Here is a 17692-nt window from a genome sequence, read left to right as displayed (position 1 = left end):
TCACTGTTATATTTAAAGGCAACATAGTAGGATCAATGATGACCAGAAGACTTGCGGAGTTTGTATCATCACTCTCATACAGTGACATACCCCCAGATGCCACTGAAATGGCCAGACTATGCTTCCTGGACTTCCTTGGAGTTGCACTGAGGGGCTCCTCTGAGATGAGCGGGCTGATGGCACTGGGGGCCATGGGTAAGGGCTCAGGCGGGGCCACCATCATCGGCCATGGCAGGGGCGGCACCGAAAGGGCAGCCCTCCTCAACGGCATATTCGCCCATAACCTCGACCTTGACGATGGACACCGGGGGGCCCAGATGCACCCTGGTTCATGTGTGATCCCGGCAGCCCTTGCAGCTGCCGAGGCAACCGGGGCCACCTTCAGGGACTTCATAACAGCCATGGTCGCCGGATACGAGGCAGCAATCTTCATGGGCATCCTGGCCAATCCAGGACACAGGGAGCTTGGATTCCATACGACAGGGACCTGCGGAACATTCGGAGCTGCAGCGGCAGCCTCAAGGATCATCTGTTCCGATGTGGATGTCGTCGTCAATGCCCTGGGGATTGCAGGCACCCAGGCAGCAGGGCTCCTGGAATCTGACCATGCCGGGACAATGGCAAAGCACCTCCACGCGGGCAGGGCAGCCCAGTCTGGCCTGATATCCGCCAGGCTCGCTTCCCATGGATTTACAGGTGCAGAATCAGTGATCGAGGGAGATGAGGGATTCCTGCGTGCAATGTGCCGTTCAGATGGCTACAGGGTTGAAGCACCCGAAGTCGGAGCTTTCCATATAAGGAACGTTTACCTCAAGAGGTACCCTGTCTGCAGGCACCTCCACTCCACCCTGGATGCTGCAGCCGAGATAATCAGGGAGAATGATTTCAGGGCATCGGAGATAGAGGAGGTCATAGTCTCAACCTACAGGATCGCAGCAGAGCATGACAGCTACTCCCCGGCTACCGTGGAGGCTGTGCGGCAGAGCCTCCCGGTCTCACTGGCCATACTGCTTGAGGGGGGAGGGCTGAGGGTTGAAGACCTTGAGGGTGGATTTTCCCCAGAGATGGCCTCCCGGATAAGGATTGAGGTGGACCCTGCTATGGAGGAGCTCCGGAACATGAGACCTTCAAGGGTGACGGTGAGGCTCAGAAACGGTGATGTCCTTACAGCCTACAGGGAGCTCCCCCGGGGTGAACCGGAGGAACCCTACACCTGGGATGATATTGTTGAGAAGTTCAGGGAACTGAACCCTGGATATGAAACAGAGAGGCTTGAGGTTATAAAAGAGGCGGATCAGGAACCTGTTGCTGAGGTGATGCTGGAGCTGTCTGGCAGGTGATCCGTTGCGTGGAATTGTGATGTGATGGTGGGATCTGCCCGGTGATGCTGGAGCTGATTGACCGGAAATCCCGCAATCGTAAAGTTAAACTGGAGGTGAAAAATTGGAAGAAACCCGCAGATACCTTGATAAGATTGGAATAGGGGCCCCCAGGGGCGAATCAGAGAAGAGATTCAGTGATGGAGGCCAGTACAGATTTGAGGTCCCGGGCATACAGAGGCCCGGTGCCATGGCAGCCCTCATAGATGCAATGGAGCAGCAGGATGTCAGGGTCCACAGGGTGACACAGACCCGTGGCATAATGCTCCTCACAGACACCGAGATTGAGGAGATGGCAGGGATGGCCCGGGACGCAGACATTGAACTCTTCCTCAGCGTAGGCCCACGGGCCACCTATGATACCAGTGCCTCAGCAAGGACCCCCGAGGGTGCAAGGATAGGCTACAGGCTCAGGGGATATGATAACCTTGTCTACGCAGTTGAGGACGTTAAGAGGGCAGCCGAACTCGGCGTCAGGGGTATAGTGGTCTATGATGAGGGCCTCCTATGGGTTCTTGGAAGGATGCGCGGGGACGGTGAACTTCCAGCTGACCTCCACCTTAAGGTCTCAGCCCACTGCGGTCACGGGAATCCTGCCTCAGCACGCCTGCTCCAGGATATCGGTGCAGACTCCCTGAACCCTGTGAGGGACCTCCAGATACCAATGCTGGCATCACTCAGGGAGGCCATCGACATTTCAATTGATGTTCACACAGAGAACCCCAAGTCCTCAGGTGGATTCATAAGGCACTATGAGGTCCCTGATATCATAAGGTACGCAGCACCTGTCTACCTCAAGACCGGGGGCTCCGTGGCAGGGCATCATGGCTGGGAAACCACCGAGGCCCAGGCGCGTGAGAGGATAAGGCAGGTTGTCCTTGTGAGGGACATGATAGAGCGCTACTATCCTGAGGCCATCCTGTCTGAGGGCGGTGACCTCGCTGTACCCGTGGGGGGAGGATAGCTTGGATCTCGCCGGGAGAGTCAGGGATGCCATCATTCAGGCATCCACAACCTACTCCCCCGACGTCCTCAGGGCCTACGAGAGGGCCCTTGAGGTGGAGGAGGATGAGAGATCCGCATGGATACTTGAACTTCTAATTGAAAATGCCCGCATAGCAGAAAAGGAGAGAAGACCCCTCTGCGATGATACAGGGATACCCCACCTGATAGTGGAGGTGGGGGAGGACGCCAGCCTCCCTCCAGGATTCTTCAACCATCTGAAGAGGGGTGTTGAGGAGGGCCTCAGGGAACTCCCGGGACGCCCAATGGCTGTAAGGGGTGATGAGGTGGAGAGGATAGAGCAGAGCAGGGGACTGTACAGTGACCCGGCGAAACTTCCACCGGCACCCTTCACGGTGGATTCGGCGCCCGGTGAGGGGGTCAGGATCCATGTCCTCATGCTGGGAGGGGGTCCCGAGATAAGGGCGAGGACAAGGAGGATCTTCCACAGGCACAGTTATAGAAAAGTATTTGAGGAAGTTATAACATGGATGAAAACAGAGGTCCCGATGCTGGGGTGCACACCATGCATACCGGCTATAGGTATCGGGAGAACTCATTTTGAGGCCACTGGCCTTATGCTCAGGGCCATGGCAACAGGAAATCTTGATGAACAGTCCTGGATTGAGGAGCACATCACGGAATCCCTTAACAGTACCGGGACAGGGCCCCTTGGTCTTGGGGGATCCACGACAGCCCTGGGGGCCATGATTAAGGTGGGACCCCAGAGGGCCAGCGGCGTGAGGATAGTCTCAATGAGGCTTGCATGCTGTGTGGAACCCAGAAGGGCAACAATAGATCTCTGAGGTGGATGAATGGCTATAGGAAAGGAATCACTTGAGCAGGTATTCAGGGCGGGTTCCCCCAGGTGGAGGACTTCCATTACGCGTGTTGAGCCTAACCGTATTGTTACGAGGGGTTATTCTCAGGAGGATCTTATTGGTGGTGTTTCCTTTTCTGAGATGGTTTATCTTCTGATCAGGGGTGAGCTTCCCCCTCAGAATGTTGCGCGTATGCTTGAGGCTGTCCTGGTGTCCTTCTGTGATCATGGTGTTACTCCGCCGAGTACCCAGGCTGCCCGTATGATTGCCTCGGCGGGTTCTCCGGTTCATGCCTGTATTGCCGGGGGTCTTCTTGCCTTTGGTAAGAATCATGCGGGTGCCATTGAGCGTTCCATGAAGCTCTTCCAGGAGACCGTATCATCCTGCGAGTCTGAGGATGAGATCCCTGATGCTGCCCTGAGGCTGGTGGATGATCATCTCCAGGCCAACAGGAGGATCCCCGGCTTCGGGCACCGCTACCACAACGCCGACCCCCGGGCCGTCAGGTTACTGGAACTTGCAGAGGATCACGGCTGCGTGGGACCCCACACCAGCCTTGCACTGGAGGTCCAGGAGATACTCCTGGAACGCAAGGGAGTCCGGATGAACGTTGACGGGGCCAACGCCGGCATATTATCAGACATGGGATTCGACTGGAGGACCGGAGCAGGAGTATTCATGATAGGACGCCTCCCAGGACTCATATCCCACGTCTACGAGGAAAAGGTCCGGGAACCAGCCTTCAGAAAATTCTTCGAAATCGAAGAAATACAGTACGACGGCGAAGAGGAGAGGGACCTCTCAGCTGGAGCCGACCTGGAGCCCATGCCAGAGTAGAATTCACCCATCAACATCCATATGATTGCCGATCACCCTTAAAGACTTAAATATTGTCTTAATTCAAATTAAATTTCATAAAATGACTCAATTAACATCAGGAGGGATTCAAAAGGCTTGGTTAACTGAATGGGATTAGTTGAATATCATAAACTTTTGAATAAAATAGTAAAAGATAAATATACCGCGAAATAGACCTTTGCATTAATAGGGTGATTCATATGACAACGATATCTGAAGCTATCACTACCATAAAGAAGGCTGAGAATGATGCTGACAGGTTAATACAGGAGGCCAGAGAAAAATCATCCCAGTTACTCGACGACGCCAGGAACAGATCCGCAGAGCTCCTTGAGAAGGCAGAGCGAGAGGCCAGTGAGAAGGGCGATGAGATCATAGCCGAGGCAGAGGAAAGAGCCAGGAAGGAAGCCATTGAAATCTCAGGGAAGGCAAAGCGTGAAGTGGAGACAATGAAATCAGCGGCAATGGGGAAGGTCCCGGAGGCTGCCAGTATTATTGTGAAAAGTATCTTGTAGTGTGAGTGACATGTTTCTACCGGCAAGGATGCGAAAACTTAAGATCATAACCCTGGATCAGTACTCGGATTCGGTGGTTCGTTCCTTGCATGAGGAGGGTGTAACCCAGATCGATGATATCTCAGAGCGCATCCAGCAGGATGCAGAGTGGCGCCAGATACTGAAACCATCAAGGGCAACACCATACACAGGAAGGGTGTCATCTCTCCTCATGAAAACCAGCGGTATCCTGGACTTCCTTGGCTCAGTCGCAGCCGAGGAGAAGGGTCTCAGGGATACCATAAGGGAGTTCATAAACCCCCCGATATTCGAGAAGCGGGAGGTTGAGGAACTGGACACAGAATCCCTCATCGAAAGGGCTGAGGAGACCCTGGGGATGGTCGAGTCAGAGACCAGGGTTATGGAGGAAAAATTGAATGAGCTTGATTCAGAAAGGTCCGCTGTTGAATCAAGCCTCTCTGTTGCAGAGAAACTGAAGGATTTTGATATTGATTTTTCTGATCTCCAGGATTCAGAGTACATAACAGGAATCGCAGGAAGGATAACAGCCGAGAACCTCCCTGAACTCAGGGAGAAACTCGCAGATATCACAGATGAACTGGTCATATCAGACAAAGAGGGAGAGAACAAGGCTGAGAGGGTCCTGATCATTGTAACACTGAAGAAACATGCAGACAGCATAGCTTCAGTCCTCAGAAGGATGGAATTCGAGAGATTTGAGATCAGCGAACTCCAGGGTAGACCATCAGAGATCATATCCTCCTCAAAGACACGCCTTGAGGAGATCAGCAGGGAAAGGAAGGAGATCATCTCAAAATTAAGGGATATAAACGCTGAATGGGAGGACGAACTCCTGGTCCTCAGGGAACAGCTTGAAATAGAGAAGGAGAGGAATGAGGTATTCTCACTCTTCGGCGAAACCAGGAAGACGGTGATGCTGGAGGCATGGGTCCCCCTCAAGGAAGCTGACAGGGTCATCGCCGTGGTTGAGGAGTCATCTGAGGGCCACTGCGTGACGGACCTGGAGGACCCGGATCCTGAGGAGGTACCGGTGCTCCTGGACAACCCGAGGTTTGCAAAGCCCTACGAGACCTTCGTGGAGATGTACTCTCCCCTGAAGTACAACGAGATCGACCCCACAATTTTCATGGCCTTTGTGTTCCCGTTCTTCTTCGGGTTCTGCCTGACAGATGCAGGTTACGGTATAATCGACGCCCTGATAGGCTTCATACTCTACAGGGGCCTGGGTAAGGTCAACAACTTCATGAGGAACTTCGGTATCATCATGATGTCCTGTGGTGTGTGGGCATTCATCCTCGGGATGGTCACCAACGGGTTCATAGGGGATTTCTTCCCACGGTTCTTTAACATAACCCTGCCAACGGTTATACCGGCAATAGACGCCTTTGTGAACCCCCAGAACATACTGATAATGGCACTCACCGTGGGTGTTCTCCACATAAACTTTGGTCTGATACTCGGTGCAAGGAACAACATAAGGCTCGGGAACATGAGGGAGGCCCTTGGATCCCAGATCGTCTGGCTGATCCTTGAACTGGGTATAATCCTCTACCTGGTTGGGGGCATGATTTTCGGGGCTCCTCTGATAATCCTGGCATTTGCAATGCTTCTATATTACAATGGCCTCTTCGGCCTCATGGATGTATCAGGGTTCCTCGGTACCCTCCTGTCATATGCAAGGCTGCTTGCACTCTGTCTCTCAACGGGTGGTATAGCCATGACCGTGAACATCCTCACAGGTCTCAGCTATGAGATGATACCCGTCATCGGAGTGGTACTCGCCCCGATAATATTCGTCTTCGGGCACATCGCCAACAACGCCTTCCAGAGCCTTGGTGCCTTTATAAACTCACTTCGTCTACACTATGTTGAATTCTTCGCCCAGTTCTACATGGGCGGAAAAAACAAATTCAATGCATTTCGTGCTGAAAGAAACTTTACTAAGATAAGGAGGTAAATAGAATGGTTGAAATAGCATTAGGAACTGCTTTAGCAGCAATAGGTGCTGGAGTTGCAGTAGGATTCGCAGGTCTTGGATCAGGATTAGGTCAGGGTATAGCAGCCGCAGGAAGTGTGGGTGCAGTCGCAGAGGACTCCGACATGTTCGCGAGGGGTATTATATTCTCAGCCCTCCCTGAAACACAGGCCATCTATGGTTTCCTGATCGCCATACTTCTCCTGGTGTTCTCAGGACTCCTTGGAGGAGGAAAGGGACTGGATGTTACAGCAGGACTTGTTGCCGTGGGTGCAGGTGCAGCCATAGGATTCGCAGGTCTCGGTTCAGGTATGGGTCAGGGTATAACATCAGCATCATCAGTCGGTGCAGTTGTCGAGGACCCTGACATGTTCGCGAGGGGTATTATATTCTCAGCCCTCTCAGAGACACAGGCCATCTATGGTTTCCTGATCGCCATACTTCTCATGGTCTTCGGCGGAATACTAGGAGGCTAATTAGATGAGCTCCGGAGCCGAAAAAATTGTCTCCAGTATAATGTCAGAGGCTCAGGCAAAGGCGGACGCCATAATCAGGGAAGCTGAAGATGAAGCTGCAGGTATAGTGGATGAAGGTGAAAAAAGGGCCAGGATGGCCAGTGAACGCATACTCGAATCAGCCAGAAAACAGGCTGACATGAGGTACCAGCAGATAATCTCAGAGGCCAAGATGAACGCAAGGCGTGCAGAACTGGAGGCAAGGGAAGAGGTAATACAGGAGGCCTTCAAAAAGGCGGAAGAGGAACTTAAAAACCTGGCATCCACCTCCCAGGAGGAATACGTCAGCGCCCTCAGGGGCATGATAAAGGAGGCCGCCGTTGAGATAGGCGGCGGTGACCTGGTTGTCAGCATGAGGGAGGACGACAGGTCCCTTGACCTCGGACTCGATAAAATCGCGGCTGAAGTGGAAGCAGAAACAGGCAAAAAAACAACCCTGAAGGTTGGAGACAGCATCAGAACCATTGGAGGAGCAGTGGTAAGGACAGAGGATGGTCTGATAGAGGTTAACAACACAATAGAGGCCAGGATGTCCCGTTTCAGGAAGGCTCTACGTTCAGAGGTGGCCAGGGTTCTTTTCGAATAAAAAAGGGGAGATAACAGATGGCTGACAGCATCACAACAATTGTAACAGCGCTTGGATTCCCTTCAATAGAATCTTTTATAGGCGTACTCCTCCTCGGAGGAGCCATTATAGGTGCTATTGTGGTAATAGCAACTATAAGGCCTATATTAGATTTATTCCCCTTTGCATACCCTAACGCCAGAGTCAGGGCACGAATAGGACGCCTCCTAAACGAGAAACAGCTAGCAGAGATTCTTGAAACCGAGTCCATGGAGGAGTTCAAGAACTACCTCCGTGGGCTCCCCGACTACGCCAAATACATTGACAGGTTCCCCATTGAGAAGGCCCTTGAGAGTCAGCTCGCAGAGACCTATGAGATGGTATCCCAGATAGCACCAGCATCCATAAGGGACCCCTTCAGGGCAAACCTGAAGAGATGGGATGTGAGGAACATCAAGAGCCTCATAACAGCAAAGGCCGCTGGCCTGAGTGCCGAGGAGACAGTGAACCTCCTTGTCCCGGGAGGTGAAATCTATGAGATCATCGAGGGCCTTGCAGACGCTTCAAGTGTTCAGGAGGTTGTAACAGGCCTTGAGGCTACAGAGTACGCCGGCGTACTGGAGGATGCCCTATCCGACTACGAGGAGACAGGCATGCTCCTCCCAATTGAGGCGGCCCTTGACAGGAAGTTCCTGGAGGGACTCATAAGGACAGTTGGAAGTCCATCAGACGACAACACAAAGATACTCCACACATACTTTGGGACCATGGTCGACATATCCAACCTTAAAATTATACTCCGTGCAAAGGCAGATGGTCTCAGCTACGATGACATAAGCCCCTACATAGTGCCCCAAGGTTACCAGATCAGGGAATGGAAGCTCAAGGACCTCATGGAATCAGAGGATGTCAGTGGAGTTGTAAGTGGCCTTGAGGGTACAGACTACGGTCAGATGCTATCAGAGGCCCTCTCAGAGTACACATCAACGGGTTCAGTGGCTGTATTCGAACGCGTCCTTGAGGACAATCTCAACAGGATGGCAAGGAACTTCGCACTCAAGAAGCCCTTCGGTGTCGGGCCAATGATAGGATTCCTCAGCAGAAAGGAGGTTGAGGTGAAAAACCTCAAGGTCATAGCAAGGAGCAAGAGGGAGCCAGGCTTCCCTGAAGCAATGGTTAAGGAGATGTTAGCATGAGTTCAAATATTGCAGTGGTTGGTGACAGGGACACTGTAACAGGGTTCAGACTCGGAGGCGTCAGGGAAGGCTACGTGGTTGAAACACCTGACGAGGCAGAGGAAACCATAAGGAACCTTATAAGTGATGGCTTCTCCATAATAATCGTTACAGAAAAGATTGGTGATGAACTGAGGGAATTTATAGAGGAAACCACAAGTTCAAGCGCATTGCCAATGATAATAGAGATACCAGACAAGACAGGGCCCTCAGAACGTGAAACAGATCCACTGAGGGACCTTATTAAAAGAGTTATTGGGGTTGAGATGGTAAAATGACACAGGAAGGAAGGATTATAAAAATAGCGGGTCCTGTTATCATCGCCGAGGGGATGAGAGGATCCCAGATGTATGAAATGGTTAAGGTGGGTGAAGACAAGCTCATAGGAGAGATCATTGAACTTGAGGGTGACACAGCAACAATCCAGGTCTACGAGGAAACCGCAGGCATAAAGCCTGGAGAGACCGTTGAAAGAACAGGCGGTCCACTATCAGTGGAACTGGGACCTGGAATACTGGGTTCAATCTTCGACGGTATCCAGAGACCCCTCGAGAACATCAAGGCACTCACCGGAGACTACATAGAGAGGGGAGTGGACGTACCATCCCTCCCAAAGGATAAGAAATGGAACTTCAAACCCACAGCCCGGGAGGGCCAGATGGTTAAGGGAGGGGACATAATCGGTGAGGTTGAGGAGACATCCTCAATAACCCACAGGATAATGATCCCACCAAACGTTGAAGGTAAACTCACAATGATAGCCCCCCAGGGCGAATACACCGTGCTTGATGATATAGCTGAGGTTGAAACCGAGAGTGGAACAGAAAAGATCCAGATGCTCCAGAAGTGGCCTGTCAGGAAGGGCCGACCCTACAAGAAGAAACTCGACCCTGACGTCCCCCTCATAACAGGTCAGAGGGCGCAGGACACATTCTTCTCAGTCGCCAAGGGCGGTACAGCAGCCATACCAGGACCCTTCGGTTCAGGTAAAACGGTTACCCAGCAGCAGCTCGCAAAGTGGGCCGACGCAGACATAATCGTCTATGTTGGATGCGGTGAGAGGGGTAATGAGATGACCGAGGTCCTCAAGGAATTCCCTGAACTCGAGGACCCCAAGACAGGTAACCCCCTCATGGACAGGACCGTTCTCATAGCAAACACCTCAAACATGCCTGTGGCTGCAAGGGAAGCCTGTGTGTACACAGGTATAACCATAGCCGAGTACTTCAGGGACATGGGCTACGACGTCGCCCTCATGGCAGACTCAACCTCAAGGTGGGCCGAGGCAATGAGGGAGATCTCAGGAAGGCTGGAAGAGATGCCCGGTGAAGAGGGATACCCTGCATACCTCGCATCAAGGCTCGCACAGTTCTATGAGCGTGCAGGAAGGGTCACAACCATCGGATCAGAGGATAAGATAGCCTCAGTATCAGTTGTGGGTGCGGTTTCACCACCAGGTGGGGACCTCTCAGAGCCCGTCACACAGAACACCCTCAGGATATGTAAGGTGTTCTGGGCCCTAGACGCATCACTGGCAGACAAGCGTCACTTCCCTTCCATTGACTGGCTACAGAGCTACTCACTCTACATTGACAGTGTCCAGGAATGGTGGGCCAGCAACGTGGACCCTGAATGGAGAGGATTGAGGGACGAGGCAATGGCCCTCCTCCAAAAGGAGGCAGAGCTCCAGGAGATCGTCCAGCTCGTCGGACCCGACGCACTTCCAGACAGGGAGAGGATAACACTGGAGACAACCAGGATGATAAGGGAGGACTTCCTCCAGCAGAACGCCTACCATGAGGTGGACACCTACTGCTCACCATCAAAGCAGTTCGAGATGCTCAGGACAATCATAATGTTCCACAGGAACGCAACAGCGGCCCTTGAGAAGGGCGCACCTGCAGCTGACATAATATCCCTCCCTGTTAAGGAGGATATCGGGCGTATGAAGTACATACCTGAAGAGGAATTCCCTGCAAGGATCAAGGAGATCCAGGAAAGGATCGTCAAGGAATGTAGTGAGGTGTGAAGATGAACGTCAACATCAAAACCCGTGAATACACCACCGTCACAGAGGTCTCAGGTCCTCTAATGATCGTTGAGGGTGTTGAAGGGGTTGCCTACAGTGAGATAGTGGAGATTGAAACACCCACAGGTGAGAAGAGAAGGGGACAGGTACTGGAAGTCAGGGAGGACCTTGCAGTCGTACAGGTCTTTGAGGGTACCAGTGACCTCAACACAGAGACAACAAAGATAAGGTTCACAGGCGAAACAGCGAAGATCGGCGTATCCCTGGACATGATGGGCCGAATATTCGACGGTACAGGTAAACCCATAGACGGTGGCCCTGAGATCATACCCGAGAAGGAGCTCGACATCAACGGTAGCCCCATGAACCCTGCTGCAAGGGAGTTCCCTGCCGAGTTCATACAGACCGGTATATCAACCATTGACGGGATGAACACCCTGGTGAGGGGCCAGAAGCTGCCGATATTCTCAGGGTCAGGGCTTCCACACAACGAACTGGCAGCCCAGATCGCAAGGCAGGCCAAGGTGCTTGCAGAGGAGAGTGAATTCGCGGTTATCTTCGCGGCCATGGGTATCACCCACGAAGAGGCAAACTACTTCATGAGGGACTTCGAGAGGACAGGGGCCCTCGAGCGTGTTACGGTCTTCATGAACCTGGCAGACGACCCTGCCATTGAGCGTATCATCACCCCCAGGATGGCCCTCACAACAGCAGAGTACTTTGCCTTCGAGCACGACATGCACGTCCTGGTCATACTCACCGACCTCACAAACTACTGCGAGGCCCTAAGGGAGATCTCAGCTGCAAGGGAGGAGGTCCCAGGACGAAGGGGTTACCCAGGGTACATGTACACCGACCTTGCAAGCCTCTATGAGAGGGCAGGGCGTATAGTCGGCAAGGAGGGGTCAATCACACAGATGCCCATACTGGTGATGCCACAGGACGACATCACACACCCGATACCTGACCTGACAGGTTACATAACCGAGGGCCAGATAGTGCTGAGCCGTGACCTCCACCGTAAGGGTATATACCCACCTGTGGACGTGCTCCCATCACTATCCCGGCTCATGAGTGGTGGTATCGGTGAGGGAAGGACACGTGAGGACCACAGCGGTGTCTCAGACCAGCTATACAGTGCCTACGCCGAGGGACGTGACCTCAGGGACCTCATGGCAGTTGTGGGTGAGGAGGCACTCACAGAGAGGGACCGCAAGTTCCTCAAATTCGCTGATGAATTTGAGAAACGCTTCATCACACAGGCACGTGACGAGGACCGCTCCATAGAGGAGACCCTCAACCTCGGATGGGAACTGCTATCACTCCTCCCGAGGTCCGAACTCAAGAGGGTCCGCGAGGAGCACATACCCAAGTACCTCCCGGGTGCCGAATAACCACCCCCAACATCCTTTTCCAGGAGAGTTAGGCAATGGCACAGGAAATGATCGAGGGGATCAACCCCACAAGGATGGAGCTCCTGAAACTCAAGCAGCGCGAGAAACTCGCTGTCAAGGGTTACAGTCTCCTCAAGGAGAAGAGGAACGCCCTTATCATGGAGTTCTTCAACATCCTTGAGAGGGTTAAGGGTTCCCGTGAAAAGGTGGAGGAGCACCTCAAGGAGGCCTTCTCTGACCTCACAGAGGCCCAGGTACTCATGGGCGACACTGCAGTTGAGAGGGCTGCAATGTCTGTGAGGGAGTCCGTGGAGGTCGACATAGACTCAAGGAGTATAATGGGTGTCGTTGTACCGGTGGTCGATGCCCGGGCAACCCAGAGGACCGTGGTTGAACGTGGATACGGCCTTGTGGACACATCAGTAAAACTCGATGAGGCAGCCAGAAAATTCGAGGAGTCCCTGGCACTCATAATAGAACTCGGTGAGATCGAGAAGACCATAAGGCTTCTCGCCGGTGAGATAGAATCAACCAAGCGAAGGGTTAACGCCCTCGAACACATCATAATCCCGAGGCTCAAGAACACCGTCAAGTACATTGAGATGAGGCTCGAGGAGATGGAGAGGGAGAACTTTGTCAGGTTGAAGATGATCAAAAAATCCATGGAGATGGAGTGATGGTTAGGATACTCACAAGGCTCGGCCAGGTCCGCGAGGCCGAGGAGAAATACAGGAGGGAACTCGTGGACTTCAGGATGGGTGAGGTCTACGGGAACCTCAGGGCCATCATTGCAGACGAGGACGTTGAGGTCAGGGCCGGCGAGGCAAAGCCGGTTAAGATCAAGGAGGTCAGTATACCGGCAAACCACATAGTCTTCATGTGTGCCTACGCCACGAACCCCCTGGGTCATCCGATAGCTGCAGGGGAGGAGACACCCCTACCCATAAGCATGGACCGTAAGGCAGACCATGCAACCTTCGTAGCTGCTGCAGACGGGAAAATCAGCAGGAACGACCTCCTGGGTGTCCTCATAATTCTACCGGTTGAATTAACCCACTAATATTTATTTTTAAATTTCCCGCAGCTGGTTCTGCATGGAGTTGTTGCTAGCTGGGATGATCTCATTGTATTCGATGTTTGTTTCTCCTTTGCTTTACCGGCTCTCATCGTATTCAATGTTTCTGAGGCCTTCTCTCAAGTATACCCTTATCCAAGGAAGCCTTTCATTTCTTCATAGAGTTCAATCATGAGCTCCTCAATGTAATCAATGAGTTCCTCTGTATACTCCAGGAGGTGCCGGTAGGTTTTCACCAGTGATTCACGGTTCCTCTTCAGCTGCTTCATGGCCCTGGCCTGGGCAGTGGCGGGGTTACCTGAAATGATCCTTCTGAGTCTTGATGAGCCATCCCTCAGCTCCTCAACATCATTCCTTACCTCGGCCATCCGCTCAAGGTAATATCTCTCAACGCCCCTGATATCCCTCTTCAGGTTCTTTCTGATCTCAAGGAGCTGGTCCCTTCTATCCTTCAATTCCGCCAGGGACCTCCTTGTGGAGGCTACAGTGGAGGTGTCAAGATCCTGGAAGTCTGCAAGTTTAGTGAGAATCCTGTGATACTCCTCAGGATCCATCAGTATCACCCCTACTGGAGATATATCCTTAACTCTATGAGATTATCCGTCACGCAGGTCTCCGTCCTTATCTCCTCATGCTCCTTTTCCATTTCACGTACACGGTAAAATATGTTGGTGAGGGCCCCTGTCCTGAAAACCCCTGTCCTGTTCTCAGGCTTGGAGGATATGAGGATGACTGAGACCATATCATCTTCTATCCTCACATTGTAGTTGACGCCGTTTATGTATATCCCGTCCGAGAGCCTTAAAAGGAGCTTTATATACTTTATGGGGAGTCCGCTGTCGCTTATTATCTCCTTTATCTTATCATTTTCCCTGCACTGCTCGATATCAATATCCAAGGTCCACCCTCCATTCGGTTAAGATATTAATCTTTTATAGGATATAAAACATAGCCTAATAGGATGAGGGGTGACAGATCAGACAGGCTGGTGAAGAAGGAGATCTTCAACCTCAACCGTCATCTCCCCTCAAGGAGGAAGACCCTCGAGGAGCTCCTCAGGGAGGAGAAGCCCCATGTCATAGGGGCTGATGGCACCAGGCACAGGTTCAAATGGGCTGAACTTGAGGACCTCAGGGGGATGCTGACTGAGGATGAGGCAAGGAGGCTGAGGCTCCCCATATACATTGAGATAGAATCTGAGACCTCCGGTGCAAGGATAGCCGGTGATATTGAGGTTAGGGTGGTCTCGGAGGTCCTTGATAGGGATGATGAGGGTGATGAGATCTACATCTACAGACCCGAGATGAGGGTGCTGAGGGCGAGGTTTCCAACGGTTACACAGTACATGTTCCTGGTGAGGGACCTTTAAGGAGGTTGATGGAGTGAGCAAGGATCCGCTTAAGGAGTACCTTAAGGACCCTGATAGGAGGGCCAAACTTTTCCTTTTAATGACAGGCGGCATGATTCTGAGCACGGTGCTCATAACGATAGGTACCATAATACTGATACTTCTCCTGCTTGGCATAATCTGATGCCCCCTGTCCCGGGTGATTCATGTCATGTTCTGAGGGATATCCATGCACCGGCTGGTGAAGATGAGGGACACCAGATCCAGTCCCTGAGATGATCATATCAAATGAAAAATGGGCACTGGAGAGTACATGGATACTGAAAAACAAGGAGTATAAGTAGCCCTGCAAATTTCATGGCTTACTGATCCAGAGCTGTCTTTAAATCCACTTTTTCTTAACCCCGGAGGATATGCAGTTTTGCCTTCTTAAAGGTAGGATTCTTTCTTAACATGGAGTTGAAGGTTCTCAGCGTCTGAGGTAATTGAGTTCTTTCCTGACCCTGGAGCAGATGATTGATGCAAGGTTCTCAGCGGCCTCCATGGAGTTATGGGATGCCAGGACGGTTACCAGGGGTTCACCCTCCTCAATGATGGCCCCCGGGAGCGGGAGGTCATGGACCCCCCTGGTTTTTATCTCACCCACACGGCACCTGGCCGGGGCATAGATTATCCGCTTGACAGCATACCTGCGGGGCTCCGGTTTTTCTATGAGCTCACCCCTGCACGCCCTGATATGGGCATCCACCATGTTGATCCCCAGGGATGCCTCAGCACACTCAAAGGTCCCCTGTATTCTAGGGTTAACCTCTATAACGTACAGCTCGGAGTCCCTCATGATGAGGTCGACGCCGTTGGATCCGCGGAGGGAGAGGTCAAGTATGAGGTCACTGGCAAGCTCCTCAATCTCCCCTGAGGGCCCGGGTGTAATGTTTCCGGCGTAGATGAACTGTCCCTCAAATCCAGGCACGCCCCTGTCTATGATCTGCCTGCTCGTCAGAACCGTGATGGCATCCTCTCCGGTTGAAAGAACAGAGGCACTCACAGGTACGCCCTCAATGTACTCCTGGAGGATGAACTCCCCATCCATTTCATGGTGATCTGTGACACCAAAGCCTCCAGCGCCGGAAACCGGCTTTGCGATGTATTTCTTCTCCCCTGCAGCTACAATCTCCATCGCCTCGGCCGGGTCACTGATGAGGTGTGTCTCGGGTGTGGGGTATGAGTTCCTGATCCTCCTGTAGAGGCGGTACTTGTCCTCCACGTGATCAACCCTGGAGTTACCGAGGACCTTCCTCCCTGGAATGGGGGGTGCGCCTGTGAGGGGGATTATACCATCAGCCCTTTCTATGAAATCTGAGGCTGCTTCAAGGAGCTTCTCCTGAGTGAAGTTCTCATGGAATCTCCCGCAGCTTTCACCGCTACGCTCCCTCAGTATGCACCTTCTTTCGGTGTAGTGCTTGAAGTCTGCTGTGCAGTAGTAACCTGCAGAGTAGACCCTGTACCCTAACCTGAAGGCTGATTCAACCACCGGTCGGGTGTTGACGCCTATTACAAGTATTTCCTCCATTTTGGACACAGAATCAGTGGTTTGATAGTCCCGAGCGGAGTCGAACCGCTGTCGCCGGGTCCAAAGCCCAGCAGGATTACCACTACCCCACGGGACTATAACAGTTATTAGGTGGTGATGTTCTTCATAAATAGGTTTCGATAAAAGGGGGTGTTATGGGGGGATAGTCCCGAGCGGAGTCGAACCGCTATCGATGGATCCAGAGTCCATCAGGATTGCCATTACCCCACGGGACTATGCTTAAAAAGAGCTTATATCGGCAAGATAAGGTTACATGGAACCCCTATAAATACTTTGCGGTTCTTAAAGTGTGGTGGCTGACCCCCAGATGCCTCCAGAAAAAGGGGTTAAAAAATAGAACTAGAAGGGTGAGAACACCCCTATGAACACCAGCCAGGCCAGCAGGGTCTTTGCAACCAGGCTCAGTATGATGTAGACCCTCTCACCGTAGAGGTAGTCCCTCCATTTACCGACACCCCTGTACTGCAGCAGCATGTTGACGGAGAATGTGTTGAACATCACAAAGTAGATGAGCAGTGTGAGGTAGACGAAGTCCGGTGGCTGTGTCTCGGCGGAGCCCAGGGCGGCGATGAAGTAGGCTGCAATGACCACCCATGGGGTGAAGCCGGAGATGCACCCCAGGAGGTAGGGTGACCAGTCGATCTTCTCGGTGTACTGGTTGATCTTCTCCATCAGGTAGCCGAACATTATCATCGATGCGTTGAGGACGAAGATCATCACAAGTGACCAGAGGTCCCAGACCCCCACGAAGGTGGCCAGTATCACTATCATTATTGAACTTGAGAGAGCATACTCGTACCAGCGGTAGGGGTTCATACCCCTCTTCAGGTTCTCAACGTAACTCTCATTCCTGAGGAAGGCTATTGTGAAGTGGGCCACCGCAGATATCAGGAGGAAGGATGCAAGGATCACCCCGAGGTAGCTCACGGTGAATGCCACCTCAGGGCTGGGAAGGACCTGGAATGACGGCGGATTCAGTGAGAGTATCTTGAACTTCAGGTAGAACGTGTAGATGTCCCTGTCCCAGGTGAGCAGGTAACCCAGCGCAACCATCAGAAGCCCCTGGATCAGGTGCAGGGACCCGGCCGCTATGTTCAGCTTCCTCAGCCCCTCAAAACTTATAGGGGACTTCTCAATCATTTTAATTCTTTCAATGTTGTCCATAAAACACCCCCACATTATTGTTATGTCAGTGAAGCTATTTTAATGTATCAACAGGTCAGTAAGGAAGGGTGGGGATGGTGATGCCAGAATTCTATATCAGCGGGTCCGTCAGGAACAGTGGGTAGACTGATGCCAGAACCCGTGGGAAGGCCGGGTGGTCTTACAGTGGATGTGTATGGATGCTTTCAGAATTGAAAAAATAGTT

General features: G+C 52.3%; 20 protein-coding genes and 2 tRNA genes. 16 read left to right on the top strand and 6 right to left on the bottom strand.

Annotated elements, in window-relative coordinates; translation table 11 throughout:
- Positions 1-38: 38 nt before the first annotated feature.
- From tca_RS04575 to tca_RS04510, 14 genes are all read left to right on the top strand, one after another.
- Positions 39-1340, top strand: a complete 1302-nt coding sequence (locus tca_RS04575) for an MmgE/PrpD family protein (RefSeq protein WP_286709224.1) — start codon at positions 39-41, stop codon at positions 1338-1340.
- A 103-nt stretch (positions 1341-1443) separates the two neighbouring features.
- Positions 1444-2343 (top strand): peptidase, encoded by a 900-nt coding sequence (locus tca_RS04570; protein ID WP_286709223.1) that lies wholly within the window; start codon positions 1444-1446, stop codon positions 2341-2343.
- Between the two features lies 1 nt (position 2344).
- Positions 2345-3187 carry a fumarate hydratase gene (locus tag tca_RS04565; RefSeq protein WP_286709222.1) on the top strand — a complete coding sequence of 281 codons (843 nt, stop codon included), beginning with the start codon at positions 2345-2347 and terminating at the stop codon, positions 3185-3187.
- A gap of 9 nt (positions 3188-3196) precedes the next feature.
- Positions 3197-4039 (top strand): citryl-CoA lyase, encoded by an 843-nt coding sequence (locus tag tca_RS04560; protein WP_286709221.1) that lies wholly within the window; start codon positions 3197-3199, stop codon positions 4037-4039.
- A 221-nt stretch (positions 4040-4260) separates the two neighbouring features.
- Complete coding sequence (gene ahaH / locus tca_RS04555) at positions 4261-4575, top strand: ATP synthase archaeal subunit H (protein WP_048060933.1); 315 nt, start codon at positions 4261-4263, stop codon at positions 4573-4575.
- A gap of 10 nt (positions 4576-4585) precedes the next feature.
- The gene (locus tag tca_RS04550; protein ID WP_286709220.1) at positions 4586-6553 is read left to right on the top strand and encodes a V-type ATP synthase subunit I; all 1968 of its coding nucleotides are present in this window, start codon (positions 4586-4588) and stop codon (positions 6551-6553) included.
- A 5-nt stretch (positions 6554-6558) separates the two neighbouring features.
- Positions 6559-7047, top strand: a complete 489-nt coding sequence (locus tca_RS04545; protein ID WP_013296144.1) for an ATP synthase subunit K — start codon at positions 6559-6561, stop codon at positions 7045-7047.
- Positions 7048-7051: 4 nt separating this feature from the next.
- On the top strand, positions 7052-7672 hold the full coding sequence (locus tca_RS04540) for a V-type proton ATPase subunit E (RefSeq protein WP_010876589.1): 621 nt from the start codon (positions 7052-7054) through the stop codon (positions 7670-7672).
- A 17-nt stretch (positions 7673-7689) separates the two neighbouring features.
- On the top strand, positions 7690-8847 hold the full coding sequence (locus tca_RS04535; protein WP_286709219.1) for a V-type ATP synthase subunit C: 1158 nt from the start codon (positions 7690-7692) through the stop codon (positions 8845-8847).
- Positions 8844-9164, top strand: a complete 321-nt coding sequence (locus tag tca_RS04530; protein WP_286709218.1) for a V-type ATP synthase subunit F — start codon at positions 8844-8846, stop codon at positions 9162-9164. Before tca_RS04535 ends, tca_RS04530 begins: the two co-directional genes overlap by 4 nt.
- Positions 9161-10915 (top strand): ATP synthase subunit A, encoded by a 1755-nt coding sequence (locus tca_RS04525; RefSeq protein ID WP_286709217.1) that lies wholly within the window; start codon positions 9161-9163, stop codon positions 10913-10915. The genes tca_RS04530 and tca_RS04525 overlap by 4 nt, the downstream gene beginning before the upstream one ends.
- A 2-nt stretch (positions 10916-10917) precedes the next feature.
- Positions 10918-12309, top strand: coding sequence for an ATP synthase subunit B (locus tca_RS04520; protein WP_013296141.1), 1392 nt, complete (start codon positions 10918-10920; stop codon positions 12307-12309).
- Positions 12310-12344: 35 nt separating this feature from the next.
- Complete coding sequence (locus tca_RS04515; protein ID WP_010876584.1) at positions 12345-12986, top strand: V-type ATP synthase subunit D; 642 nt, start codon at positions 12345-12347, stop codon at positions 12984-12986.
- A complete protein-coding gene (locus tca_RS04510; RefSeq protein ID WP_048060931.1) occupies positions 12986-13369 on the top strand; it encodes a DUF22 domain-containing protein in 384 nt (127 codons plus the stop codon). Before tca_RS04515 ends, tca_RS04510 begins: the two co-directional genes overlap by 1 nt.
- Positions 13370-13515: 146 nt before the next feature.
- Here the strand turns inward: tca_RS04510 and tca_RS04505 are convergent, their stop codons facing one another.
- Both tca_RS04505 and tca_RS04500 read right to left on the bottom strand, forming a co-directional pair.
- On the bottom strand, positions 13516-13938 hold the full coding sequence (locus tca_RS04505; RefSeq protein ID WP_048175589.1) for a hypothetical protein: 423 nt from the start codon (positions 13936-13938) through the stop codon (positions 13516-13518).
- An 11-nt stretch (positions 13939-13949) separates the two neighbouring features.
- Positions 13950-14282, bottom strand: coding sequence for a hypothetical protein (locus tca_RS04500; protein WP_048175588.1), 333 nt, complete (start codon positions 14280-14282; stop codon positions 13950-13952).
- Positions 14283-14345: 63 nt separating this feature from the next.
- On the opposite strand from tca_RS04500, the gene tca_RS04495 reads away from it, so the two are divergent.
- Positions 14346-14753 (top strand): DUF61 family protein, encoded by a 408-nt coding sequence (locus tca_RS04495; protein ID WP_048175587.1) that lies wholly within the window; start codon positions 14346-14348, stop codon positions 14751-14753.
- 13 nt (positions 14754-14766) lie between these two features.
- Entirely contained in the window at positions 14767-14916 is a 150-nt protein-coding gene (locus tca_RS04490) for a hypothetical protein (RefSeq protein WP_170130272.1), read from the top strand.
- A gap of 285 nt (positions 14917-15201) precedes the next feature.
- On the opposite strand, the gene tca_RS04485 is transcribed toward tca_RS04490, so the two are convergent.
- The 4 genes from tca_RS04485 to heR form a co-directional block, all read right to left on the bottom strand.
- Positions 15202-16302, bottom strand: coding sequence for an ATP-grasp domain-containing protein (locus tca_RS04485; protein WP_286709216.1), 1101 nt, complete (start codon positions 16300-16302; stop codon positions 15202-15204).
- Between the two features lie 25 nt (positions 16303-16327).
- Positions 16328-16399: transfer RNA gene (locus tag tca_RS04480), tRNA-Gln, on the bottom strand.
- A gap of 67 nt (positions 16400-16466) precedes the next feature.
- Positions 16467-16538, bottom strand: a tRNA-Gln gene (locus tag tca_RS04475).
- 124 nt (positions 16539-16662) lie between these two features.
- Complete coding sequence (gene heR / locus tca_RS04470) at positions 16663-17487, bottom strand: heliorhodopsin HeR (RefSeq protein ID WP_013296133.1); 825 nt, start codon at positions 17485-17487, stop codon at positions 16663-16665.
- Positions 17488-17692 lie beyond the last annotated feature (205 nt).

The sequence above is a fragment of the Methanothermobacter sp. EMTCatA1 genome (genome assembly GCF_002356395.1).
Lineage (GTDB): Archaea > Methanobacteriota > Methanobacteria > Methanobacteriales > Methanothermobacteraceae > Methanothermobacter > Methanothermobacter thermautotrophicus.
The sequence above is the reverse complement of the archived record's forward strand: the minus strand, read 5'-3'. Positions and strand labels throughout refer to the sequence as shown.